Raw genomic sequence first — 21,639 nt, 5'->3', positions numbered from 1 at the left:
TAAGACATGCAGCGTCAGACTGCACGAAAATGATTACATTAATCGATTTTAAAGTTATTTGAGTGGGGGAAAATTGGAGGGACAAGCTTTTTTAGACAAATTTATGTATGAATAATCGGCAAAAATAGCAAAATTGTTTAAAAAGTATTTAATCGATGCAAAAAACATGATTTTTTTTAGTTCATGACTTGCTGAATTAGATTTTAGTTTGTATTATGGCGGCTCGTTACGGTGAGATGGGTGAGTGGCTGAAACCACGTCCCTGCTAAGGACGCATACGGGTAACTGTATCGAGGGTTCGAATCCCTCTCTCACCGCCACGTTTTAAACGATGCGCTCATAGCTCAGCTGGATAGAGCACTTGGCTACGAACTAAGGGGTCGGGAGTTCGAATCTCTCTGAGCGCACCAATTTAAAACGAATATTAACGAAATGTCGATATGACACACAAGTTTAGCGCTCATAGCTCAGCTGGATAGAGCACTTGGCTACGAACTAAGGGGTCGGGAGTTCGAATCTCTCTGAGCGCACCAACTTGAATAAATTAACCGCGTATATCGCGGTTTTTTTGTGCCTGAAAAAATGAGTTTATGCGTTACGTGTTTAAAGTTGTATCCAAAAGCTGAATGCAAAATATAGATAATGCAGTATGAGTAATAGTGCTATTAGGCAATAGAGATAAAATTGAACGCCACGAGCTTGTCGTTTATTAGCCAATGCATAGATGACGAGTGCGATACAAAGCACACTATAAATCAAACCGTAAATAAAAAAGAAGCGAATAAGACTGTTGCGTTTGTTATTTACATATTGAGCTGAATTGGGTGCTTGGTGGAGAATATCTAAGCTTTGTGTGTTTTGTTGTTGATCTAAAAAAATAATGCGTTTTAATTTGTATTGTTCACTATGCTCAATACTTTGCTTTGCATCATGAGTTGCATAAAATTCGAATTGGGTTGGCGTGTAGCGTTGTTGGTCTAGCCCTTGGCAAAACTCATTAAATCCCCTGCAGTTAAATTCAAAACTACGTCTGAAGCGATCATATATTGTTAGTCTATATTCGCCCGTTCTAAAACCAAGAACGCTTGCTGTCACTTCTGTAGGATAGTCAAATTGAACAATTTTCCATGAGGAGGTAGGAAGTTGTTTAAGTTCTGTGGATCTGTTTTGAAATTGTTGTTGTGCGCTGTGTGTGATCATTAGGATTAGCCCCAGTCCTGCAATGTGAGTGGCTATTTTGGAGCTTGGGTGATCACGTTGATTCATTGGGATAGTTACGCCATGGTTTCTATGCTTGAAGGGTATGCAACTTTTGTAGATTTTAGAAGTTAAATGAGGGGTGATAGGGGGAAATTATAGAATAATAAGGATAATATGAGTAATAAGCGAACAGTTGAAATTTTTTTTTTTGATTTACCCCTTATCAATTTTACAAAAATGCGTATAATGCGACTCCATCAAGTGTAGCGCTCATAGCTCAGCTGGATAGAGCACTTGGCTACGAACTAAGGGGTCGGGAGTTCGAATCTCTCTGAGCGCACCAACTTGAATAAATTAACCGCGTATATCGCGGTTTTTTTGTGTCTGAATTTTGGCTGATTAAGATTATGCTTAGTAGCTGTTATGAATTGCAATCATATTAAATAACATTCAAATAGTTGTTGATTATTCTGCTACTATCGAAGCATTGAAATTAGTTATGGTATTGAAGCCTGATGTCAGACAGTAAGCCTGCATTAAAGTTACGTTATTATTTAAATTTAGAAGAATCCCAGGATGGCTTTAGCCTTGCAACCATGGGGAAGCGTCAGTTTACGCGTTTTTTAACACCATTAATTAGTGTGGCAATTATATTGTGGGGCTTTTGCTTGGGTGTTAGTGGGATTGGTAAATACTATGTCGCCTTGGGGGCATTCTTTTTGGCCCTGCAATTGGGTATGCGTTATTGGTTTTTACCTATGATGTTTAAGCGTCAATTTGTAAAACATAAATTTGGCCAAGCTGAGCAAGGGATTGAGTTGTTTCAGGACTATGTTGAATTGTTTAGTAGTGGTCGAGCTAAACAGCAAACACCCTATAGTGACGTACAACGCTTTGCGGTTGGTAAGTTGAGTTATATGATTGAGTTTAAAAATCGTTATGTTGTGATTGTGCCTAAGCGTGCTTTTTCGAGTGAGGCTGATCAAAAGGTGTTTGAAAACACTTTTAAACGTTAATCCACTATCCTAAGAAATTATATTTGTAGCTATCACTAGGCGAGTTTAAGGAAAGTATATGACTTCAGAAATAAAACGTCCGTCAAAAATAATCTGCGTTGGTCGTAACTATGCTGATCACGCTAAAGAATTAGGCAACGCAATTCCAGAACAAGCAGTGCTATTTATTAAGCCTCCAAGTAGTTTGATTGATCTTGATGCTGGAATTAGCTGGAATCCTGCTTGGGGTAACTGTCATTATGAATGTGAGTTAAGTTTGCGGATTGATCGGCCTTTGCGTCACGCTGAGTCAAAAGAGCAGGCATTGGCTGCAGTTGGTGCGGTAACTTTGGGATTGGATCTTACTTTGCGAGAGTTGCAAGATCAATTGAAAACAAAAGGTCAGCCTTGGGAGCGCGCTAAAGCTTTTGATGGTTCATGTATGTTGGCTGAATGGGTTGATGTGAGTGAGATTGCTGATTGGCAGCATGTGCAATATACATTTGATGTAAATAATGAGCGTCGTCAAACGGGTGATAGTGCCAATATGATTTTTGATATTGCATCACTTTTGGTTGAAATTAGTCATATTTTCACTTTGGAGCCGGGGGATGTTGTGATGACGGGTACACCAGCGGGTGTGGCTGCTTTACATCGTGGTGATCAATTGAAAATGAGCTTAACTGGGAAAACCCAAGACTTTGTTTGGTCGAGTTTTGTTCGTTAAATAAAATGTCTCATTGCTTTAATATATTTGAGTGATGATAAGTTTAAGGCCTCTCATGAGTAGTTGTGAGAGGCCTTAATATTTTTAGTGTGCTGATGAGCCATTGCTGTGTGCAAGTTCAATTTGGTGGAGAATATGAGTGCTCATACTCTTGGCCATTTCTTCTTTTGCATAATAGACCTGACCTAAATTTTCCTCGCGGATAAGATTGGCTTGTTCGCGTGTTTCGGCACAAATCAGAACCTGAATATAGGGGTTGAGTAACTTGGCGGTATCGATAATTTTATGGATATCGAGTAAGTCCATTGGTGAGATGACCAGTAGGCGCGCATGTTGAATGTGGGCTTGAATGAGTACGCCAGGCTCAATGGCACTACCAGATACTGCTGCAATTCCTTTTTCTCGGAGGTCTTCGACAATTTCTCGGTTTTCTTCGGCAATAACGACTTTAATACCATCTTGCATAAGACTTTGAGTGATATGGCGACCAACTTCACCATGGCCAATAATCACGACTTGGTCTCTCAAGTAATCTTGGTCCACTTCATCGGGTAGCATGGAAAGCGGATCGTTACTACGTTCAAGAAGGCGAGCTAAATGTGAACGTTGACGAATCCAATGGAGTACAGGATTGATTGCGGAAAAAAGTACCGAATTAAGTGAAATAGAGAATAATGCACCCGCTAAAATTAGGTTCTGTGCTTCATTACTAAGCAAACCTAGTGTAAGGCCCATGGTAGCTAAAATAAATGAAAACTCTCCGATTTGTGCCAAACTCGCACCTACAGTAAGTGCGGTGTTAAGTGGATAGCGGAAGAATAGTACTAGGGCCATTGCAGCTAATGTTTTACCCAGCATAATAATGCCAATCACCGCCAAAATATGGAGCGGTTGTTCAACAATAATAGCGGGATCAAACAACATACCTACTGATACAAAGAAAAGAGTGGAAAAAATTTCTTTGAGTGGGAGGGTTTCAAGTTCAGCACGGTGACTAAAATCTGACTCTTTTACCACCATGCCAGCAAAGAATGCACCCAGTGCCATTGAAACACCAAAAATGGCATAGGATCCATAGGCGATGGAGACGGCACAAGCAACAACGGTGAGAGTGAAAAGTTCACGAGAGCCAATACGAGCCACGATTTGCATGATTTTAGGGACAAGTCGCTTGCCAATAATAAGCATAAAGGCAATAAAACCAGCAACTTTAACTAAGGTGAAAATAATGGTTGTGCTAATGCTTTGATCGTTACTAAGTTCATTTGGTGTTGTTCCACCCAAAAGTACGGCAATTGCAGGAAGCAAGACAAGCACCAGCACCATGACGAGGTCTTCAACCAGAAGCCAGCCAACTGCAATTTTACCATTCACAGAATCAAGCAGACCTCGGTCTCCAAGGGCTTTGAGGAGAACTACTGTACTGGCACAAGAGAGGCTTAGGCCGAATACTAAAGCTGAGCCAAAACTCCATCCCCAGAGTGTAGCTACAAACATCCCTAAAATTGTAGCAACTGTAATTTGTAGAATGGCACCTGGTACGGCAATACGTTTAACTTGTAGTAGGTCATTGAGGGAAAAATGAATCCCCACGCCAAACATTAAAAACATGATGCCAAGTTCAGCAAGTTGGTTGGCAATATGTGTGTCGGCTATGATTCCAGGAGTGTTTGGGCTGATGATAATTCCAGCGATTAAATAACCAATTAAGGGGGGGAGGCGAAGACGTGCGGCAATGTAGCCAAAAACTAGGGCGAAACCAAAACCTACAGCAAGAAGGATAATTAGATCGACATCATGTGGCACGCAAGGCTCCTTGTAAATTAGCTTGGATTAAACTGGAGTATCATGGGGGTAATAGGGTTTACAATTACGAGTTAGATTATAAGGTACAGTGAAAAACATTTAGATTTTATTTATGCATGTAAAAAATACAAAAAAAAACGACTCCGTGTGAAGTCGTTTCTTTTCTAAAACTAAAATTATTTGATTTTAGCTTCTTTGAAAATCACGTGTTGGCGGATTTTTGGATCAAATTTTTTGATTTCCATTTTTTCCGGCATTGTGCGTTTGTTCTTAGTCGTAGTATAGAAATAACCTGTACCAGCTGAAGAAACTAGGCGAATCTTATCACGCATTGTACTGTCTCCTTAGATCTTTTGACCTTGAGCACGAAGATCAGCTACAACCTTTTCAATGCCCAATTTATCGATAATACGCATACCTTTAGTGGTTAGGCGAAGACGTACAAAACGTTTTTCGCTTTCTAACCAGAAACGGTGGTGGTGCAGGTTCGGCTCGAACCGGCGCTTAGTTTTGTTGTTGGCGTGCGAGACGTTGTTACCAACGACTGGACGCTTGCCGGTAACTTGGCAAACCTTAGACATGGTGTAACTCCAATGATTTAGCCAACAGCAAACCTGTTTGGCCAGTCAAATTAAAACAATGAATTCTTTCAAGGGGCGTTTTATATCAAAAATACGCTTAAAAGACAAGCGAAATTATATAAAACACAGCATGATCTAATCTAAAAGATCATGCCTTGATCAGTTAGCGCAAGAAAGTTTTCTCTAAAAGATTATGAGCCGCTTTATTGAAAGGGGGCATAATAAATTTTAGATTAAACAATTTGGGGATCGACATGACCGAACGTTCATGAGACAAGTTGAAGAAGCCTTCAGGTCCATGATATTTCCCCATGCCAGATGCACCAACGCCTCCAAAAGGAAGGTCATCTTGTGCGACATGAGTGAGCACCGCATTTTGACCAAAATGTCCAGAATGGGTGCGCTGAGCGACGTAGTCAGCACGTGCTTGATCGAAGTCGAAATAGTATAAAGCAAGTGGACGAGGTCTCTGATTAATAAACTCGATAACATCATCAATTTGATCGTATTCTATGATTGGAAGTACAGGACCGAAGATCTCATTTTGCATAATTTGCATTTGAGCTGTGACTTTACACAATAGGGTCGGGGCAATTTTCCGTACATGACTGACATTTTCATGGCTCGGGTTAATTTCAATTAATTCAGCACCTTGAGCGACAGCATCTTCGATATATGATTGAATACGTTGATACTGCTTGTCGTTTACAATAGAGGTATAGTCTGGATTGTGCGATAGGCTTGGGTACATTGCAGTAACGACTTGTCGATACTGATTAATAAATTCATCTACCTTACCACGTGGTAAAAACATGTAATCTGGTGCAACACATGTTTGTCCAGCATTCCATAATTTACCAAACGAGATACGTTGAGCAACATCAAACAAATCACATGATGGATGTACAACAACAGGAGATTTCCCACCTAATTCTAAAATAACTGGAACGAGGTTTTGAGATGCCGCGGCCATAACGGTTTTACCGATATTTGTTGAGCCAGTAAAAATAATTTTATCAAAAGCGAGATGGCTAAAGGCATCTGAAATTGGGCCACCACCATTGACAACTGCGACAAGCTCACGAGGAAAAATCTCAGCCATGATATCTTTGAGTAAAATACCAAAATGTGATGAGGCACTAGAGACTTTAATCATGGCATGATTACCTGCTGCTAATGCACAAATGAGAGGGCCTACAGAAAGTAGTAAAGGGTAGTTCCATGGTGCAATAATACCAATGACCCCTAGAGGCTGGTATTGTACCCATGCTTTTGCTGGTTGATGGATAAAACTCACATGACGTTTTGAGGGTTTCATCCATTGTGTTAAATGCTTACTATAATATTTGATCTGTTCAAGGCAAGTAAGAAGCTCACCAATCTTAGTTTCTGCAGCAGCTCTATTGCCATAATCTTGTGAAATTGCTGTTACGATTTGATTTTGGTATTTAACTAAGACGGTTTTTAAGCGTGCCAAACGTTCAATTCGCTCTTTGGCTGTGGGCATTGGATAGCGTTGGTAAGCAAACTTCTGCTGTTCTAACAATTGCTGTAAATGTTGTACTTCTGGTTGAAAATGAGTCATAGAATTGTTTTTTGTTTGGCTGTTCATGATACACACCAAGAGTGGAAAAATATATTAGTGATATTTTTAGAGTAAATACTCTAAGTAGTCAAGTCGGGTTAAGTCAGCATCGTGCTGAAAAGAGTGGTGGTGTTTGGATGGAAGTTACAAAGAATCTTAAAACAAAAGATCGAATTTTACAGATTAGTTTACAGTTGTTTAATGAGCGAGGGGAGCGTGCAGTAACTACAAATCATATTGCTGCTGAGTTAGGCATTAGTCCAGGGAATTTGTATTATCACTTTAGAAATAAGCAAGAAATAATCAAGCAGTTAATGGAACACTATCAACGTGAGACTTTAGCGATGTTAGCTTTACCTGATGACCGACCAGTCAATGCAAATGATAAGATTCGTTACTTTCAGGTTTTGAGTAGTCAATTATGGGAATTTAGATTTCTACATCGGGATGTTTATCACTTGATTGAAAATAATGATGAGTTTCGTAAAGCTTATCCGCATTTTGCTGGTCAAGTCATGCAGCAAGGACAACGAATCTATCAGGCTTTTGTTGATGCTGGTTTAATGCAAATGACCGCTTCTGAAATTGAAGCATTGATCATTAACATTTGGATTGTACTGACTAACTGGACGAACTTCTTATATATGTCTGGTCATTTGAGTGATTCTAATCACTTGGACGAAAAATGGGTTTGGCAAGCACTTAGACAAATGGTGTTTTTAGAAGGACCCTATTTACGTGGCGAAAGCCGTGAAACATATGAGCGGCTGCTGGATAGTTTTGGTACGTCCGAATTATTTGCGAGCCTTTCCAATGTTAAAACGCAATAAAATCTCTAGGAGATTGAAAGCTACGGAAAAACCATTAAACTATGCTGCTGTTTTTATCAAAAAGTGATTTTTTTACACATGAATATGACCACCGCTAACACAGCACGGCTACTGATTACTTGTGAAGACAAGCCAGGTATCGTGCAAGCTGTATCGAGCTTTTTGTATCATCAAGGTGCTAACATTACTGCACTTGATCAATATGCAACTGAAGCTCAAGGTGGACGTTATTTCATGCGAGTGGAATTTGAACTTGAGCATTTACAAACACGTAAAGAAAGTCTCTTACAAACTTTTGCTGTAAATGTTGCTGAGCGTTATGACATGCAATGGCGTTTGGCATTGGTCAGCGATCGTAAAAAAGTGGGTATTTTAGTCTCTAAAGTCGATCATGCTTTACTAGAATTACTTTGGCGTCATGCTCGTGGTGGTTTAGATTGTGAAATTACTAAAGTAATCTCCAACCATGAAGATTTGCGTGAATCAGTCGAAAATTTTGGTATTCCATTTGAAGTTGTCCCAGTAACAAAAGACAATAAAGTTGAAGCCTATGCAAAAATTGATGAATTAATGCAAGGGAATGACTTATTGGTTCTTGCTCGTTATATGCAAATTTTAAGTGAAGAATTTGTTTCAAAATGGACGATGAAAATTATTAACATTCATCATTCATTTTTACCAGCATTTGTTGGTGCTAACCCTTATAAACAGGCCTATGAAAAAGGGGTTAAATTGATTGGGGCTACAGCACATTACGTTACGGCTGACCTTGACCAAGGCCCAATCATTGAACAAGATGTTGAACGTGTAAATCATGATTTCACTGTTGAGCAATTACGTGAATTAGGTCAAGACGTGGAAAGAAACGTTTTGGCACGCGCAGTAAAATGGCATCTTGAAGATCGTATTATTGTCGATGGTAATAAAACAGTGGTTTTTCAATAAAAATTATGCAGTAAAGAGCACAGTTAAGCTGTGCTCTTCTTTATTTAATAATAATGCTCAAATAATCTCGTTAATAATGTTTCCACATAAGAGCTTTCTAAGGCATGCTTTGAAAATAAAATCATATAAATAATGGGTGAAACAATAAGCTCAATAATAATCTGATTGTCTATATAGGGTTCATTTCTCTGTATGGCTCTATTTTTAATCACATCAAGTTGCTGGCTGACCAAGTCATAACATTGCTCTCGATTCTCTGAGTCTGGATCAGAAGCAATATCAACTAATAAACTGCGACCTACATCTGAGGTGTATTCTTCAAAGTATTGTTCTACCCATGCATATAAATCGGCTTGGAAGGAACCACAATCTTGTGGTAAGCAATCGGGTTGTAGTCTCGCTAAAGCGACATCAGACAACAGTGTAGCAAGATTACCCCAGCGCCGATAAATTGTAGATGGAGTGACCCCCGCTCTTTTTGCAATACACGGCACATTGATCTGAGAGGGATCTATTTCAAGCTGTAGCTCTAGGACAGCTTGATGAACGACATGTTGTATTCGTGCACTTCGTCCACCTGGACGTAATCCAGTGACAACTTTTGACATTTCTAAATTAAGTCCAAATGACATTTTAGTATATTAAAGCAAAAAAATAGCGTTAATGAATCATTTGGAGTATAAAAGCTAAATATTAGCTTTTATACTGCGGATAATCTATGAATGATTTTAGTAAAGATTCAAAGTTTTCAATATTGAGACTGAATGAAAAAGCTACACTTGTATTGCATACAGTGACAATAATGTCTTTTATGGCGGCGGCAAGTGCACCTGCACCTCTATACCAAATTTATCAACAACTCTGGCATTTCTCTCCAGTCATATTGACGTTAATTTTTGCCACTTATGCTTTTTTACTCTTATTGTCATTATTAGTTGTTGGCTCACTCTCTGATTATATCGGTCGACGTCCTGTGATTATATTTGCGATATTTTTACAGATGATATCAATGTTTTTTTTCTTATTTTCAACAGATATTTCCATGCTTTTTATTGCAAGGGGATTTCAAGGCGTTGCAACGGCTCTAGCTGTTTCATCTATTGGTGCTGCACTTTTAGATTTAAGTAAAACAAAGGGAGCATTAATTAATAGTATTTCTCCAATGTTTGGTATGGCAGTGGGGGCAATCATTGCATGTTTGATTCTTCAGTATTCGAATATGCCTTTAAAACATATCTTTATTGTATTGATTTCCATATATTTTATTGAATTATTATTCACCTTTTTTACGCCAGAATCCGCTGTGAAAAGACCGGGTGCTTTAGCTTCTTTAAGGCCTAAAATGGCTGTGCCTACGGCAGCTAAATTTGCTTTGATTAGTATTAGTCCAGTGAATATTGCGTTATGGATGATAAGTGGATTCTTTCTATCTTTGATGCCTTCGTTATTACGCCACGCTTTTCATATTGATTCAGTATGGCTTAATGGGCTTTCTTTTAGTGTAATGACACTCTCTGGTGCAATTGGGATTCTATTTTTACGCCAATCTGCGTCTATATTCGTTCTTAAATTTGGCACGATAAATTTAATTATAGGAACATCTATTCTTATATTTTCCATTAATACAGCCAATATGATTGCGCTATTTTTTGGTGTATTTATTGCTGGATTAGGTTTTGGAACCAGTTTCATGGGAGCAATTCGTGTCGTGATGCCATTAGCTCAACCTGAACAACGTGCAGGATTAATGGCAGCATTTTATGTAGAAAGTTATTTGGCTTTTAGTATTCCTGCAATTATTGCTGGTGTGATGGTAAATAAAATAGGTTTGATGAATAGTTCAAATCTGTATGTTATTTCTATAATTACATTAAGTGTTATTGCCTTATTTTTTATATTGAGACTACCAAGAGAACAGTAGTACATAAGATGAAATAAATAGATTAGCTAGATAATGATTTCGAGTAAAGGTTTAAAGGTATTGAGGGGAGTAAAAGATATAAACATGATTCAGTATTGATTCTGTGGGGTGAATACTTTCAAGCTGAATTAATTGAGTTACAAATGCATTTAGGTAAATGAATAAGGACTGTGCCATATTGACTTGGGTATATGTAATATATTCTCAATATGCCTCGAACAGTTATCTAATATATTGAGCTTTGAGTAACAATCATATTTTTTTATTTTAAAAAACACGTGAAGATAAAAAATGGTTGCAAATGAAAACACTTCTCATTTATTATTAGGTCAATTTCAATTGTTGTCACCTGTTTACCACGTGTTCATTCACTGTTCATTTGATTAAGGTGAAATGCTTCGTTTAAGGTTCTGTACCTATGAGTCAGTCTTCCGAGTCACGTATTTCGCATCCTCAGCCGTTGCTACAAAAGTTTATTATTGCCTTGGTCGCAGTGTTGGTTGGACATATCGGAGTACTTTGGGTTGTTAGCCAGATGCAAACACCTGAGCTGAAACCTGTTGAAAAAAAACCAATTAGAGTAAAATTGGTTAAAATTGAAGAAGATGTACCTCCACCACCGCCACCTCCACCACCAGTGAAGCCGAAAGTACAACCAAAGCCGAAGCCTCAGCCTGTTGTACCACCACCACCTGTGGTGAAGCCAAAAGTGATCGCACAAAAACCAGCGGTAACTCAGGAAAAGGCGATTCATCAAGATGATACTTTAGAGAAACAAAAGTTAGAGCAACTAAAGCTAGAACAACAACGTCGTGCCGATGAGCAGCGCCGTGCCGATGAACAACGTCGTGCCGATGAACAACGTCGTGCCGATGAGCAGCGCCGTGCCGATGAGCAACGTCGTGCCGATGAACAGCGTCGTGCTGAAGAACAACGCCGTGCTGCTGAGAATAAAAAACCACAACGTATTGGACCTGGTGATATCCGTTGGATTCGTGAACCAAAACCGAGTTATGTGGATAAAGATCTTCAAGGTGAAACACGTTCTTTATTACTTGAAGTTGAAGCGGATAGTAGTGGTAATGTGACTTCAGTACGATTAGCCAAAGGCAGTGGTGCCTCTGTATTAGACACCAAGTTTGTCAATGCAGTAAAACGCGCAAAAATTAAACCGTATGTGAAAGATGGCGTAGCTTATCCAGTAAGTTTCAGCCAACCATATGAACTTAAACCAAATAACGCATCAAAAAGATAGGAATCGGAGCATGAACTTTTCAGTTTATTGGCAACATGCTGACGCAATCAGTAAGACACTGTATTTTGTACTCTTAGCAATGTCGATTGCTACGTGGACGATTTTTATTCTGCGTCTTATGGGTACACGTCAGTTAAAACAGACCGCACAAACCCACCTTGCTCAAGCATTACAACAGTTGAAGGCTAAATTTGCGCCATTAACTTTTGAACAGCGCAAAGCAGTAGCAGAACAAGCCTTATTACGTCAGATCGCTGTTGAAAAAGCATCTGCTGAAAAAGGAGCTTCAGTTTTAGGAACAATTGCTTCATTAGCACCATTCGTTGGTTTGTTTGGTACGGTATGGGGAATTTTCCACGCGCTTGTTGCTGTTGGTAAAAGCGGTCAAGCAGGCTTGGCGCAAGTTGCGACACCTGTTGGTGAAGCTTTGATCATGACAGGTCTTGGTTTAGCGGTGGCGATTCCTGCGGTGTTGGCATATAACATTTGTGTACGCTATAACCGTAGTTTGTCCAATGAATTGCAAGATCAAGCTCATGCGTTATTGATTGATACAATGTTGCAACAAGACAGTTCAAAGCAAACCGTAACAAACAATAATACAGTGAATAGTGAATTGGCAGGAGGTCAAGCTTAATGGCTTTTCAATTGGGTGAAGACAACGATTCTGGCATGAATGAGATGAACCTCATTCCGCTAATCGATATTATGTTGGTATTGATGATCATATTTTTGGTCACAGCGACAGTTGCTAACCCATCAGTACCATTAACCTTACCAAAGACCACGGCAGATATTGTTGAACCACCAGAAAGTGAAATCACGATTAGTATTAATGCTAAAGGTGAAGTATCGTGGGGAACTGAAGTGATTACTTTAGATGAAATGCAAAAACGTTTCACTCAAGCAGCAAAATCAGATGTAAAACCATCGATTCAACTTCGCGCTGATAAAGAGTCTCGATATGATATGGTGGCTCAAGTCATGTCACGTGCTAGTCAAGCAGGGCTCAATGATATTGCCTTTGTGAGTGATAATTAATTACTCATAGGTTAGAAATAATAAAAAGAGCGATCATTTGATCGCTCTTTTTATTGTCAATTTGCATTTTTTTTTACATCTTAGATAGGTCATTAAGCATGATCTATCTCATCATGTGACTCAGTTAAGAATCTGATTGAGGGCGCTTTGACTTATTGGTCTTTTAATAGTTGATTGAACTTCTGTCGCAGTTTAGCCAGCTTAGGTGGAATGGCGAAGTTACAAAATCCTTGCTCTGGGTTTTTCTCAAAATAATTTTGATGATAATCTTCGGCTGGATAGAATTTAGGCCAAGCACTGAGTTCGGTAACTACAGCAATATCATCTTGTTTTAATTCATCAATATAACTTTGCGCAATTTGCTGTTGTTCCGCATTGGCATAATAAATGACAGAGCGATATTGGGTACCAATATCATTTCCTTGACGGTTGAGTGTAGTTGGATCATGAGTTGCAAAAAACACATCAAGAAGCTGTTTATATTGAATTTGACGATCATCATAGTCTATTAAAATCACTTCGGCATGCTGAGTATCACCTTGACAAACTTGTTCATAGCTTGGGTTTTCTACATGTCCACCAGCATAACCACTTTTAACTTGTGTTACGCCTTTGAGCGATAGAAATACTGCTTCAACACACCAAAAGCAGCCTCCACCAAAGAGTGCTTGTTGCATAATCATTGTTCCTAACAATTTATTTTGTAAAGTTGCTTGGTCTTAAATTCTAAAATGAAAACAAACTTAGAGATAGACAGTTAAAGGAAGAAATTAAAAAAAGACTCCAAACCTTCTTTATATCATCTAAGGCTGTGAACACGCATAATCGTTATAACTTGGACTGTCATTCATGTGATGTCAAGCGATGATTCTAGTCATGCTTGATCAAATTTTGATTAAGATATTAAGTGTAATTTTAAAAAAAATATGGGTGTTTTTGTGCTTTATCTTATACTTAATTGCTAGATTACATTCCTACTTGAGATGATGAGAATAGAAACCTGATGAAAAAAATGATAAGTGCTTTACTCTTGTTGGGGTGTAGCCAAAATATTTTTGCAAAAAATTTATGTACGTTGTTTGCCGATGCAGAAACAGGCCAGTTGATACAGCAACAGGGGCTGGCATGTGAACAACGTATAACACCAGCTTCTACTTTTAAAATCGCCATTAGCTTGATGGGATACGATGCCAAAGTATTAAAAACAGTGAATCAGCCGGTCTTGGAGTACCAAACACATTATGCTGATTGGGGTGGAGCACAGTGGAAAGGTCAAATTGATCCAGCCGCGTGGATGAAATATTCTGTATTTTGGTATTCACAGCAAGTTGTTGAGCAACTTGGACAGAATAAATTTAATCATTATGTACAGCAGTTTAAATACGGTAATCAGGATGTAACAGCAATACCTGTTAAAGATGCGGGTCAACAAGCAGTTTGGGTAGTATCTTCGCTACAAATTTCAGCTTTAGAACAATTACAATTTATACGTCAAGTGGCGAATCGGGAGTTCCCTTTGAGTCCATATGCATATGAAATGACAGAGCGGCTAATTCAAAATGAAGTGAAGCGAGATGGATGGACGATTTATGCCAAGACTGGTACGGGATCACCTGGCGTAGATGGTCACTATGATGCAAGCCAAGCATATGGCTGGTATGTTGGTTGGGCTGAAAAAAATGGAAAGAAAATTATTTTTGTTCAACTTGACCAAGACGAATACACGCAGAAACCGAATGCAGGGCTGCGTGTACGTGATGATTTATTACAGCATTTGCCTGAGGTGCTAAAAAATATTAAGCCTTAGGCAACGTTTAATTTAACTTGGTGAATATTGAGTCAAGTCTGAATGATTCACCAAGTTTTATAGAGAAGAGTTAGCCCATTGAGCTGTTTTTGATTACATAAAATGCAAATGGGTGAATGTTAGGAAAAGTGTTATTTGCTTGCGCGAAATAACAACAGGACATTGCCGTGACGATCAAGTAAGCGCAAAGTTGAGTCATAAACTTGATAAGCTCTTACTTTAGTTAGAGCTTGATTAAATCTTTCTACTTGTTGCAAGTTATCTGTACAGATCATACGTGTACTAACAAGATTCTGAAATTGAATCTGTTGATCTTTTACTTGATAACTACCTACTAAACGGTTGCAGCCATCGCTACCACTGACACTTTGATCTGCGGCATTTAATACAAGGTTGGGACGTGATTTATTTTTAATGTTAATTTCAGTCGCACCGATTTGACTAAGTTCCCAATTATGTTGCTGTAGTAATGCAATATTTTGTTGTTGCTGTTGGTCTGGAATACTATTACAAGCCACCATATTGATAGTTCCTGCAATCAAAAGTGCAGCTAAAATTTGTTTTTTTATCATTGGTCAATACTCAAATCTATTTCAGATGATTTAAGCAAAAAATTATGACAACCACTAGTACATTCTTTGACTGAAGTACTAAAAATAGTCTTTAAGATTGTATTGCTTGCTATTTGCTTGGTTTAGGTTGAATTAAACCCTGACGAATACGTTGCGAATATGCGAAGCTGCTTTGATTCTGTTGTAGATTAAAATCATCTGTTCGTGGGTTGACATGAGCATATTGATACCATTGCTCTATGCTCCAGCTCGGATCTAGAACGCCTAGATCATACAGATAATTGGGTAAATATCCTGAGACCAGTAAACGATAGTCTTTGGGGAGTAGGCTTTCTTCAATGGTTTGGGCAATATCAAAAATGATCGTAGTACAGTTACTGGTGATGGTGTTATACCATTTAGGTGATGCTGCTAACTCATCGGACTTATGCAGATATTCTATGAATAGTGCTTGCATCGCAGTTTTAGACATTTTGATTGGGAAGAAGTAGACCTGTTCATTACGAATATTACTTCGTGTATAAATAATATCTTTTTCATCGGCCGCGATTAAACTTAATTCAAATTGTCGGAAAAAACCGCCTATGGCTGAAAAGCTTTCTTGTTTTTCTTTACGAATTTCAATTGAGAAGACTAAAGGACGTTGATGAGCAAAATCGAAACTGACCAGCGTATGTGCAATTTGTGGCCCCATCCAATACGAAGTGATGATATTTACACCCGTAATTTGATTAAGATCATACTGGCGACTTTCCCAACGTTCATCATACTTGCCATTTTCATGCCAAGCAAAATTACGAACATTATGAATAGTGATGATATTACCCTGTTTTTCATAACTGAAAATACGTGCAACTTCCGGATCCCAATCACGATCTTGTTTAGCTGGAATATTGAAATACCAGACTAAGCTTAAGGCAAAAACCAAGAGGTAAATAATACGATCTTTTTGGCGACTAAAAACATGCTGGGTAAAGTAAATTCCTAAGATACTCATTGCAAATAGTGCCCAGAGCGTCATTAGTACAATACTGACCCAGCGACCACCAGGCTGTTGAATCCAAAGTGCTAGACAGAGCCAAATTGAGCTCAGAAATACGCCAAGGGTAAAACCAGCATGAATGCTGAAACTTGCCAAGGCCTGAATAAATTTTCGGAAACCAATGTTGTGCATGGTTGTTCCAATACTAGGAATTTATTCGATTATTTTCTATAAGTTGCGAACTCAAATGCAATCCCGGTTTTGTCATCAATATGTTGCTCAGCAGCAACTTTTTTGAAGTTTTCAGGAATTGCCGGGTAATGAGTATCACCTTGTACATCGAGCTCAACATGAGTAATTTCTAAACGATCTGTAATATTGATGCTTTGTTTAAAAATTTCGCCACCACCAATAATAAAAATACAGTTAGGCTGAGCCGAGGCAGCGACATCCAAAGCTGCCTGTTGTAATGCATCCTCTAGGCTGTGTGCAACTTTAACGCCCTCAAAGGACCAGTTTGGATCACGTGTAATGACCCAATTGGTACGATGGGGTAGAGTTCTGCCCATAGATTCAAGTGTCTTACGTCCCATTACGACGACACCACCTTGAGTAATCGCCTTAAAATGTTTTAAATCAGCAGAAATATGCCAAGGCAGGTCATTTGCTTTGCCAATACAATTTTGTTGATCCATTGCAACTACATGCACTAATTCTAAATTTTGGAAACTCATACAGCCACCGGAGCTTTGATTGCAGGATGTGATTGATAGTCAACGATTTCAATATCTTCAAATTTGAAGTCGAGTATATCTGTAATTGCTGGGTTCAGTTTCAACTGGCAAAGAGGTAATGGTTCACGGCTCAGTTGTAGTTGAGCTTGTTCGAAATGGTTGGCATATAAGTGCGTATCTCCACCAGTCCAAACAAAGTCTCCTACACCTAGTCCACAGACTTGAGCAATCATGTGAGTTAATAAGGCATAACTTGCGATATTAAATGGTACACCAAGAAAAACATCTGCACTACGTTGATAAAGTTGGCAAGATAATTTGTTGTTGTGTACATAAAATTGAAATAGTGTATGGCATGGTGGTAAAGCTACTTGCCCTGCCTCATGTGGATTCCAGCCAGAGACAATTAAACGACGCGAATTAGGGTTTGTTTTGATCTCATTAATTAACCATAGAATTTGGTCAAAACCATCTTTTGCATAGCTACCATCTGGCAGTTTTGTTGCCGCAAAATTTCGCCATTGATGACCATAAACAGGGCCAAGCTCACCTTCTGGACGACCAAAACGAGCAGTTTGTTGTGCTGTTGACCATTCGTCCCAAATCGTAACTTTATGATCTTGTAAATACTTTACATGCGTATCGCCTTTTAAAAACCACAAGAGTTCAATGGCAATAGAACGGAAGTGTACTTTTTTCGTTGTTAGTAAGGGAAAACCTTTAGATAGATCAAAACGCATTTGATGTCCAAAGACTGAACGCGTACCCGTACCTGTACGGTCACCCTTGTCTGCGCCTTGATCGAGGATATGTTGTAGAAGGTTGAGGTACACTTGCATACGTGATTTAAACTCCACTGAAGGGATGGTTGTTGTTGTGAGCGATGTTGAAGCTCACTCAGCCATTTTTTTACAACTCGTCAGTATACTAAAACCCGAGTTGCTTTTGTAGATTGTAATTTTTAGAGACTATTGAATAATGATCAAAGTATTAAAGATTGATCCATTTGTGCAAGTTGTGGGTGAAATTTAGCCACTTAAAAACTCTCTTTAAATATAAAGTTAACTAATTTTGAAGGCAGTTTTACAAACTTCCTTACATTTTAAGGATGGGCTTTTCCTCATAGTCGGGTAGTATCTTACGCTTGAAATTATTTGCTCGTCCTTGCTTGCTTTAGGGAGAGTATTTAGAACGCAACTTGAGAGTTAACAATGCTAATTGATTATAATCCCTATGTATCGGACCTAAATGCTATTATTGAACCAGCAGCAGAACACCTCGTCGTTAACCACTATGTCCCAGATTCAAAACCTTACTTAAATTCCAATCATTCAACAAAATCTACAAATCAAAAAACAAACGATAATAACCACACACAACCCTCTTATTTTAGTACTCAATATTCTCTTGATAGCATCCAAAATGGCATATCCGTAAATATTGATAAATTTGCTCAACGTCTAAAAAATATTTCAGCAACGAGTAGTTCAAGACGCTGCGCACGTAGTATTCGTTTAGCATTAGAGAGTGCAGGCGCTAAATTTGGTCAACATCCTATTGCTGCTGCAGACTGGGGCAATACATTGGTTAAAATCGGCTATAAACAAATCAGTCCAGCATTCGATCAACCACGTGAAGGTGATATTTATATTATTGATCGTACAGCAAAACATCGTTATGGGCATATTGCTGGTTTTTCAGGCTCTGCATGGGTATCTGATTTTCAACAGCGTAGCCATGATGTATATAAAGAAGATAATGTAACTTATACTTACTACCGCTTATTATAATTTATGTGTAATAACTTAACGTTTATCTAAATCATGACGACGACTGCGTTGGCTATAAATAGTAACAAGAAAAAACCCCAGTAGACTATAGCCAGCCAATTGTATGCTTGAAAGCAATTGATTGGTTTTAGGCAGTTGGGTAATGAGTCCAAACCACACTAGCATTAAGATCAGATATAGCCATTTAGCATATAATCGGATATGTTTTTTTGAAGTGTTTAAACGTATTTTATAAACAAAATGTACTAAGAATCCAATGGCTAGACTAGATAATGCCAAGGATTGTGGTAGCTCTTGCAGGTTGTTGCAATAATATAAAAGTGCAAAAACACCAATACAAAGTAGTAGTTTTAATTGTCTCGTACAGCGTTCAGAGTACCAAAAATCTAACATTACTCGTACTCGCATAAAAAGTTATACATAAGCTTAAGGGGTGGTACGGTTTTGATTAAACAAGGACATTGGTGAAAATATACATACTGCTAATGTCATAAAACCAATACCTTGCGCACCTGGCAGTAAAATTTCTCCAGTTTGAATATTTTTAAGAACCAGCGCAAGAATACATGCAACAGGAATCCACGTTAGAAAACGATACAGCAGGCCTGTAGGATGATTTTGGGCAAAGTGTTGTTTCAGATATCGGCAAATAAGAAAGATCACTCCAGCACCCATAAACATAAGAATTGAAATCGGATCAAGGGCTTGGTATAGATAGAGTGCAATTGTTAGCATCGCAATTAAGATAAACAGCATTAATTTTTTTGTGGTAGAAATAGTCGAATCAAACCAAAATTCAAGCATAGTATTAACAATTCAGTGGAATAAAAATACTTTAACATATGTATTGACTATAGACATAGCAAACGGGGGATGTAGTTTTACATCCCCCGTTTATATTTCTGATTTAGGTTCTATATTGATGAATTTTTTTGTGGACCCCAATCAAAGATTTTTTTCTGATAGGCGTACCAGATCATCCAAAGTCCAATTAAAATCATAGGTAAAGAGAGTAGTTGTCCTTTGGTTACCCAACCTAATAAGATAAAACCTTGGTCAGCATCAGGTTCGCGGAAGAACTCCATAAAGAAGCGTGCACAGCCATACCCCATTAGGAATACTGCAGACACCGCCATACGTGGACGCGGTTTGCTGCTAAACCACCAGATAATAATAAAGAGTAAGAGCCCTTCACATAAGGCTTGATAGATTTGAGAGGGGTGACGAACCAGTTGGAGGGGATCTGTTGGAAAGATCATACCTAGAGCAAAGTTGGGATCAGTTACCGGGCGACCGTAAAGCTCCCCACCGATGAAATTGCCTAAACGGCCAAACATAAGGCCTGTAGGAACACATGGTGCAATAAAATCTAGAGTCTCAAACCAAGTTTTTTTGTATTTGTAACACCAAAATAGCATGGCAATCATGACGCCCAAGAAACCACCGTGGAAACTCATGCCGCCAGTCCAAATTTTAAATAACCAAATTGGATCTGCTATAAATTTGTCAAATTCATAAAAGAGTACATACCCAATACGTCCGCCGAGGATAACCCCCATTGCCCCATAAAAAATAAGATCAGATAGCATTTCAGAGGACCAATGATCACGCTGTTTTGCACGATAACTTGCTAGTCCCCAAGCACATAAAAATGCCAAAAGGTACATGAGTCCATACCAATGTACTTTGACTGGACCCAACGATAAGGCAATTGGGTCAATATTTGGATAGGTCAGCATTCAATATCCTTGATATTCTGTTTTGCACAGATTTTAGCTTAATCATGTGAAAAATGTTGTACATTCAATGTGTAAAGTTAAGGGAATTACGCGATGTGTATAGTTGCATTAGCATGGCAGGTTTTAGATCAATTGCCACTTTGTTTGATTTCTAATCGTGATGAGTTTTACCAACGGCCAAGTGCAGCAGTGCGATTTTGGGAGAATAGTCCGGTGATCGCAGGTCAAGACTTGCAATCGGGAGGGACATGGCTCGGTATTACTGAGACGGGACGTTGGGCAGTGATTACCAATTATCGAGATGGAAATGAACAACGACAGTATCAGACATCACGCGGTCATCTTGTACAGCAATTTTTGCAGTCCACACAATCTCCATTACGCTTTGCTCAACAATTAGCACAGCAACAGTGTGATTATGCAGGTTTTAATTTATTTGTTGGAGATCGTCAACAAGCTGTATATCTGAGTAATCGTGGTGAGGCACCTCAGGTTTTGCCAGCAGGTGTATATGTTTTATCGAATGGGATTTTATCTGATGACTGGGCGAAAACGCGTCATTTACGGCAACGTTTTACACAAGAGTTTTTACCGCTATTACAACTTGAGCAGACCTTGGACGCAACAATTGAAAATTTAGTTTGGGATTTACTTGAAGATGAACGTAAAGTGGCGATGAATCAATTGCCGCAAACAGGAATAGCACCTGCATTTGAGCAGTTATTATCTTCTACCTTTATTCAAAGTGAACATTATGGTACACGCTGTTCTAATTTGCTAAGAATGGGGCAAGAAGGTTGGGATTGGCTGGAAAAAACCCAGCAGGGAAGCGATAAGCATAAGATTAAACATATACATACCACTTGGAAAAGTAAGGATGAAAGTTTGGTGTAAATCTTATTGTTGGGAAATTGACATCCTCATCCCCTTAAATGGGGGTGATTCCTACTGCTAGACGCTTATGTCCAAGCGCAAGAATATTCAGTGCTGAATTTATATCTCTATCGTGAAATGTACCGCATTCCACACACTGCCATTCTCTTATTCCAAGTCCTGATCTACCTTTCGGACTACTGCTTGATATACTCTTGCAGTGCGAACAAGTTTGGGTGGTATAGGATTCATTGAC

General features: G+C 38.7%; 26 protein-coding genes and 4 tRNA genes. 15 read left to right on the top strand and 15 right to left on the bottom strand.

The genetic code is table 11. The features are described 5' to 3' along the window. The first annotated feature begins 230 nt into the window (after nt 1–230). From RFH42_RS08335 to RFH42_RS08325, 3 genes are all read left to right on the top strand, one after another. Nucleotides 231–320 (top strand) — tRNA-Ser (locus RFH42_RS08335). Nucleotides 321–333: 13 nt separating this feature from the next. After that, nucleotides 334–410: transfer RNA gene (locus tag RFH42_RS08330), tRNA-Arg, on the top strand. A gap of 46 nt (nt 411–456) precedes the next feature. After that, nucleotides 457–533: transfer RNA gene (locus RFH42_RS08325), tRNA-Arg, on the top strand. Between the two features lie 70 nt (nt 534–603). On the opposite strand, the gene RFH42_RS08320 is transcribed toward RFH42_RS08325, so the two are convergent. Then, a complete protein-coding gene (locus RFH42_RS08320) occupies nt 604–1,266 on the bottom strand; it encodes a hypothetical protein (protein WP_308975146.1) in 663 nt (220 codons plus the stop codon). A 200-nt stretch (nt 1,267–1,466) separates the two neighbouring features. Here RFH42_RS08320 and RFH42_RS08315 point away from each other — a divergent pair. The 3 genes from RFH42_RS08315 (at nt 1,467) to RFH42_RS08305 (ending at nt 2,922) form a co-directional block, all read left to right on the top strand. Then, nucleotides 1,467–1,543: transfer RNA gene (locus RFH42_RS08315), tRNA-Arg, on the top strand. A gap of 172 nt (nt 1,544–1,715) precedes the next feature. Beyond that, on the top strand, nt 1,716–2,216 hold the full coding sequence (locus RFH42_RS08310; RefSeq protein ID WP_308975145.1) for a YcxB family protein: 501 nt from the start codon (nt 1,716–1,718) through the stop codon (nt 2,214–2,216). A gap of 58 nt (nt 2,217–2,274) precedes the next feature. After that, nucleotides 2,275–2,922, top strand: coding sequence for a fumarylacetoacetate hydrolase family protein (locus tag RFH42_RS08305; protein WP_308975144.1), 648 nt, complete (start codon nt 2,275–2,277; stop codon nt 2,920–2,922). 84 nt (nt 2,923–3,006) lie between these two features. Here RFH42_RS08305 and RFH42_RS08300 read toward each other — a convergent pair whose 3' ends face one another. The 4 genes from RFH42_RS08300 to RFH42_RS08285 all read right to left on the bottom strand — a co-directional run bounded on the left by RFH42_RS08300 (nt 3,007) and on the right by RFH42_RS08285 (nt 6,921). After that, nucleotides 3,007–4,728 (bottom strand): cation:proton antiporter, encoded by a 1,722-nt coding sequence (locus RFH42_RS08300; RefSeq protein ID WP_308975143.1) that lies wholly within the window; start codon nt 4,726–4,728, stop codon nt 3,007–3,009. Nucleotides 4,729–4,904: 176 nt separating this feature from the next. Beyond that, entirely contained in the window at nt 4,905–5,060 is a 156-nt protein-coding gene (gene rpmG / locus RFH42_RS08295; protein WP_001205031.1) for a 50S ribosomal protein L33, read from the bottom strand. 12 nt (nt 5,061–5,072) lie between these two features. Then, nucleotides 5,073–5,309 (bottom strand): 50S ribosomal protein L28, encoded by a 237-nt coding sequence (gene rpmB / locus RFH42_RS08290; protein ID WP_000048256.1) that lies wholly within the window; start codon nt 5,307–5,309, stop codon nt 5,073–5,075. 163 nt (nt 5,310–5,472) lie between these two features. Next, on the bottom strand, nt 5,473–6,921 hold the full coding sequence (locus tag RFH42_RS08285) for a coniferyl aldehyde dehydrogenase (protein ID WP_308975142.1): 1,449 nt from the start codon (nt 6,919–6,921) through the stop codon (nt 5,473–5,475). Nucleotides 6,922–7,031: 110 nt separating this feature from the next. On the opposite strand from RFH42_RS08285, the gene RFH42_RS08280 reads away from it, so the two are divergent. Next, nucleotides 7,032–7,724: a TetR/AcrR family transcriptional regulator gene (locus RFH42_RS08280; RefSeq protein ID WP_308975241.1), complete on the top strand. Its 693-nt coding sequence runs from the start codon at nt 7,032–7,034 to the stop codon at nt 7,722–7,724. A gap of 78 nt (nt 7,725–7,802) precedes the next feature. Then, a complete protein-coding gene (purU, locus tag RFH42_RS08275) occupies nt 7,803–8,669 on the top strand; it encodes a formyltetrahydrofolate deformylase (protein WP_308975141.1) in 867 nt (288 codons plus the stop codon). Between the two features lie 44 nt (nt 8,670–8,713). Here the strand turns inward: purU and RFH42_RS08270 are convergent, their stop codons facing one another. Next, nucleotides 8,714–9,277, bottom strand: a complete 564-nt coding sequence (locus tag RFH42_RS08270; RefSeq protein ID WP_308975140.1) for a TetR/AcrR family transcriptional regulator — start codon at nt 9,275–9,277, stop codon at nt 8,714–8,716. A gap of 110 nt (nt 9,278–9,387) precedes the next feature. Between RFH42_RS08270 and RFH42_RS08265 the strand changes: the two genes are divergently transcribed. The 4 genes from RFH42_RS08265 (at nt 9,388) to RFH42_RS08250 (ending at nt 12,886) form a co-directional block, all read left to right on the top strand. Then, entirely contained in the window at nt 9,388–10,590 is a 1,203-nt protein-coding gene (locus tag RFH42_RS08265; protein WP_308975139.1) for an MFS transporter, read from the top strand. Nucleotides 10,591–11,008: 418 nt separating this feature from the next. Beyond that, the gene (locus RFH42_RS08260; RefSeq protein ID WP_308975138.1) at nt 11,009–11,845 is read left to right on the top strand and encodes a TonB family protein; all 837 of its coding nucleotides are present in this window, start codon (nt 11,009–11,011) and stop codon (nt 11,843–11,845) included. 10 nt (nt 11,846–11,855) lie between these two features. Further along, a complete protein-coding gene (locus RFH42_RS08255; RefSeq protein ID WP_308975137.1) occupies nt 11,856–12,482 on the top strand; it encodes a MotA/TolQ/ExbB proton channel family protein in 627 nt (208 codons plus the stop codon). Continuing rightward, nucleotides 12,482–12,886, top strand: a complete 405-nt coding sequence (locus tag RFH42_RS08250; protein ID WP_308975136.1) for an ExbD/TolR family protein — start codon at nt 12,482–12,484, stop codon at nt 12,884–12,886. The genes RFH42_RS08255 and RFH42_RS08250 overlap by 1 nt, the downstream gene beginning before the upstream one ends. Nucleotides 12,887–13,038: 152 nt before the next feature. On the opposite strand, the gene msrA is transcribed toward RFH42_RS08250, so the two are convergent. After that, nucleotides 13,039–13,563, bottom strand: coding sequence for a peptide-methionine (S)-S-oxide reductase MsrA (gene msrA, locus RFH42_RS08245; protein ID WP_308975134.1), 525 nt, complete (start codon nt 13,561–13,563; stop codon nt 13,039–13,041). A gap of 326 nt (nt 13,564–13,889) precedes the next feature. On the opposite strand from msrA, the gene blaOXA reads away from it, so the two are divergent. Beyond that, the gene (gene blaOXA, locus RFH42_RS08240) at nt 13,890–14,693 is read left to right on the top strand and encodes a class D beta-lactamase (RefSeq protein ID WP_308975132.1); all 804 of its coding nucleotides are present in this window, start codon (nt 13,890–13,892) and stop codon (nt 14,691–14,693) included. 131 nt (nt 14,694–14,824) lie between these two features. Here the strand turns inward: blaOXA and RFH42_RS08235 are convergent, their stop codons facing one another. From RFH42_RS08235 to thyA, 4 genes are all read right to left on the bottom strand, one after another. Then, nucleotides 14,825–15,265 carry an META domain-containing protein gene (locus RFH42_RS08235; protein ID WP_308975130.1) on the bottom strand — a complete coding sequence of 147 codons (441 nt, stop codon included), beginning with the start codon at nt 15,263–15,265 and terminating at the stop codon, nt 14,825–14,827. 109 nt (nt 15,266–15,374) lie between these two features. Further along, complete coding sequence (locus tag RFH42_RS08230; RefSeq protein ID WP_308975128.1) at nt 15,375–16,439, bottom strand: Lnb N-terminal periplasmic domain-containing protein; 1,065 nt, start codon at nt 16,437–16,439, stop codon at nt 15,375–15,377. Nucleotides 16,440–16,468: 29 nt separating this feature from the next. Further along, complete coding sequence (locus RFH42_RS08225) at nt 16,469–16,981, bottom strand: dihydrofolate reductase (protein ID WP_308975126.1); 513 nt, start codon at nt 16,979–16,981, stop codon at nt 16,469–16,471. Further along, the gene (gene thyA / locus RFH42_RS08220; protein WP_308975124.1) at nt 16,978–17,820 is read right to left on the bottom strand and encodes a thymidylate synthase; all 843 of its coding nucleotides are present in this window, start codon (nt 17,818–17,820) and stop codon (nt 16,978–16,980) included. The genes RFH42_RS08225 and thyA overlap by 4 nt, the downstream gene beginning before the upstream one ends. Before the next feature lie 372 nt (nt 17,821–18,192). Here thyA and RFH42_RS08215 point away from each other — a divergent pair, with 372 nt between their 5' ends. Further along, complete coding sequence (locus tag RFH42_RS08215) at nt 18,193–18,771, top strand: CHAP domain-containing protein (RefSeq protein WP_308975123.1); 579 nt, start codon at nt 18,193–18,195, stop codon at nt 18,769–18,771. A gap of 15 nt (nt 18,772–18,786) precedes the next feature. On the opposite strand, the gene RFH42_RS08210 is transcribed toward RFH42_RS08215, so the two are convergent. From RFH42_RS08210 to lgt, 3 genes are all read right to left on the bottom strand, one after another. Beyond that, the gene (locus RFH42_RS08210) at nt 18,787–19,164 is read right to left on the bottom strand and encodes a hypothetical protein (RefSeq protein ID WP_308975122.1); all 378 of its coding nucleotides are present in this window, start codon (nt 19,162–19,164) and stop codon (nt 18,787–18,789) included. A gap of 33 nt (nt 19,165–19,197) precedes the next feature. Continuing rightward, on the bottom strand, nt 19,198–19,575 hold the full coding sequence (locus tag RFH42_RS08205) for a hypothetical protein (protein ID WP_308975121.1): 378 nt from the start codon (nt 19,573–19,575) through the stop codon (nt 19,198–19,200). 110 nt (nt 19,576–19,685) lie between these two features. Continuing rightward, nucleotides 19,686–20,510, bottom strand: a complete 825-nt coding sequence (gene lgt / locus RFH42_RS08200) for a prolipoprotein diacylglyceryl transferase (RefSeq protein ID WP_308975120.1) — start codon at nt 20,508–20,510, stop codon at nt 19,686–19,688. 93 nt (nt 20,511–20,603) lie between these two features. On the opposite strand from lgt, the gene RFH42_RS08195 reads away from it, so the two are divergent. Then, nucleotides 20,604–21,404, top strand: a complete 801-nt coding sequence (locus RFH42_RS08195) for an NRDE family protein (protein WP_308975119.1) — start codon at nt 20,604–20,606, stop codon at nt 21,402–21,404. A gap of 34 nt (nt 21,405–21,438) precedes the next feature. On the opposite strand, the gene RFH42_RS08190 is transcribed toward RFH42_RS08195, so the two are convergent. Then, nucleotides 21,439–21,639 (bottom strand): transposase (locus RFH42_RS08190; protein ID WP_308975117.1); only part of this gene is annotated, 201 nt, incomplete at its 5' end.

This window comes from Acinetobacter rudis (assembly GCF_031157835.1).
GTDB classification, from domain to species: domain Bacteria; phylum Pseudomonadota; class Gammaproteobacteria; order Pseudomonadales; family Moraxellaceae; genus Acinetobacter; species Acinetobacter rudis_A.
Note: the sequence above shows the minus strand (reverse complement) of the source record. Positions and strands in the feature narration are given on the sequence as shown.

Bases quoted from the DNA above. Each gene is read 5' to 3' on its own strand.
- RFH42_RS08305 (WP_308975144.1), top strand. From the start codon at position 2,275: ATGACTTCAGAAATAAAACGTCCGTCAAAAATAATCTGCGTTGGTCGT.
- RFH42_RS08280 (WP_308975241.1), top strand. From the start codon at position 7,032: ATGGAAGTTACAAAGAATCTTAAAACAAAAGATCGAATTTTACAGATT.
- rpmB (WP_000048256.1), bottom strand. From the start codon at position 5,309: ATGTCTAAGGTTTGCCAAGTTACCGGCAAGCGTCCAGTCGTTGGTAAC.
- RFH42_RS08320 (WP_308975146.1), bottom strand. From the start codon at position 1,266: ATGAATCAACGTGATCACCCAAGCTCCAAAATAGCCACTCACATTGCA.
- RFH42_RS08210 (WP_308975122.1), bottom strand. From the start codon at position 19,164: ATGTTAGATTTTTGGTACTCTGAACGCTGTACGAGACAATTAAAACTA.
- RFH42_RS08250 (WP_308975136.1), top strand. From the start codon at position 12,482: ATGGCTTTTCAATTGGGTGAAGACAACGATTCTGGCATGAATGAGATG.
- lgt (WP_308975120.1), bottom strand. From the start codon at position 20,510: ATGCTGACCTATCCAAATATTGACCCAATTGCCTTATCGTTGGGTCCA.
- rpmG (WP_001205031.1), bottom strand. From the start codon at position 5,060: ATGCGTGATAAGATTCGCCTAGTTTCTTCAGCTGGTACAGGTTATTTC.
- RFH42_RS08260 (WP_308975138.1), top strand. From the start codon at position 11,009: ATGAGTCAGTCTTCCGAGTCACGTATTTCGCATCCTCAGCCGTTGCTA.
- RFH42_RS08215 (WP_308975123.1), top strand. From the start codon at position 18,193: ATGCTAATTGATTATAATCCCTATGTATCGGACCTAAATGCTATTATT.
- msrA (WP_308975134.1), bottom strand. From the start codon at position 13,563: ATGCAACAAGCACTCTTTGGTGGAGGCTGCTTTTGGTGTGTTGAAGCA.
- RFH42_RS08195 (WP_308975119.1), top strand. From the start codon at position 20,604: ATGTGTATAGTTGCATTAGCATGGCAGGTTTTAGATCAATTGCCACTT.
- RFH42_RS08225 (WP_308975126.1), bottom strand. From the start codon at position 16,981: ATGAGTTTCCAAAATTTAGAATTAGTGCATGTAGTTGCAATGGATCAA.
- blaOXA (WP_308975132.1), top strand. From the start codon at position 13,890: ATGAAAAAAATGATAAGTGCTTTACTCTTGTTGGGGTGTAGCCAAAAT.
- RFH42_RS08255 (WP_308975137.1), top strand. From the start codon at position 11,856: ATGAACTTTTCAGTTTATTGGCAACATGCTGACGCAATCAGTAAGACA.
- RFH42_RS08235 (WP_308975130.1), bottom strand. From the start codon at position 15,265: ATGATAAAAAAACAAATTTTAGCTGCACTTTTGATTGCAGGAACTATC.
- RFH42_RS08285 (WP_308975142.1), bottom strand. From the start codon at position 6,921: ATGAACAGCCAAACAAAAAACAATTCTATGACTCATTTTCAACCAGAA.
- RFH42_RS08310 (WP_308975145.1), top strand. From the start codon at position 1,716: ATGTCAGACAGTAAGCCTGCATTAAAGTTACGTTATTATTTAAATTTA.
- thyA (WP_308975124.1), bottom strand. From the start codon at position 17,820: ATGCAAGTGTACCTCAACCTTCTACAACATATCCTCGATCAAGGCGCA.
- RFH42_RS08205 (WP_308975121.1), bottom strand. From the start codon at position 19,575: ATGCTTGAATTTTGGTTTGATTCGACTATTTCTACCACAAAAAAATTA.
- RFH42_RS08270 (WP_308975140.1), bottom strand. From the start codon at position 9,277: ATGTCAAAAGTTGTCACTGGATTACGTCCAGGTGGACGAAGTGCACGA.
- RFH42_RS08230 (WP_308975128.1), bottom strand. From the start codon at position 16,439: ATGCACAACATTGGTTTCCGAAAATTTATTCAGGCCTTGGCAAGTTTC.
- purU (WP_308975141.1), top strand. From the start codon at position 7,803: ATGAATATGACCACCGCTAACACAGCACGGCTACTGATTACTTGTGAA.
- RFH42_RS08265 (WP_308975139.1), top strand. From the start codon at position 9,388: ATGAATGATTTTAGTAAAGATTCAAAGTTTTCAATATTGAGACTGAAT.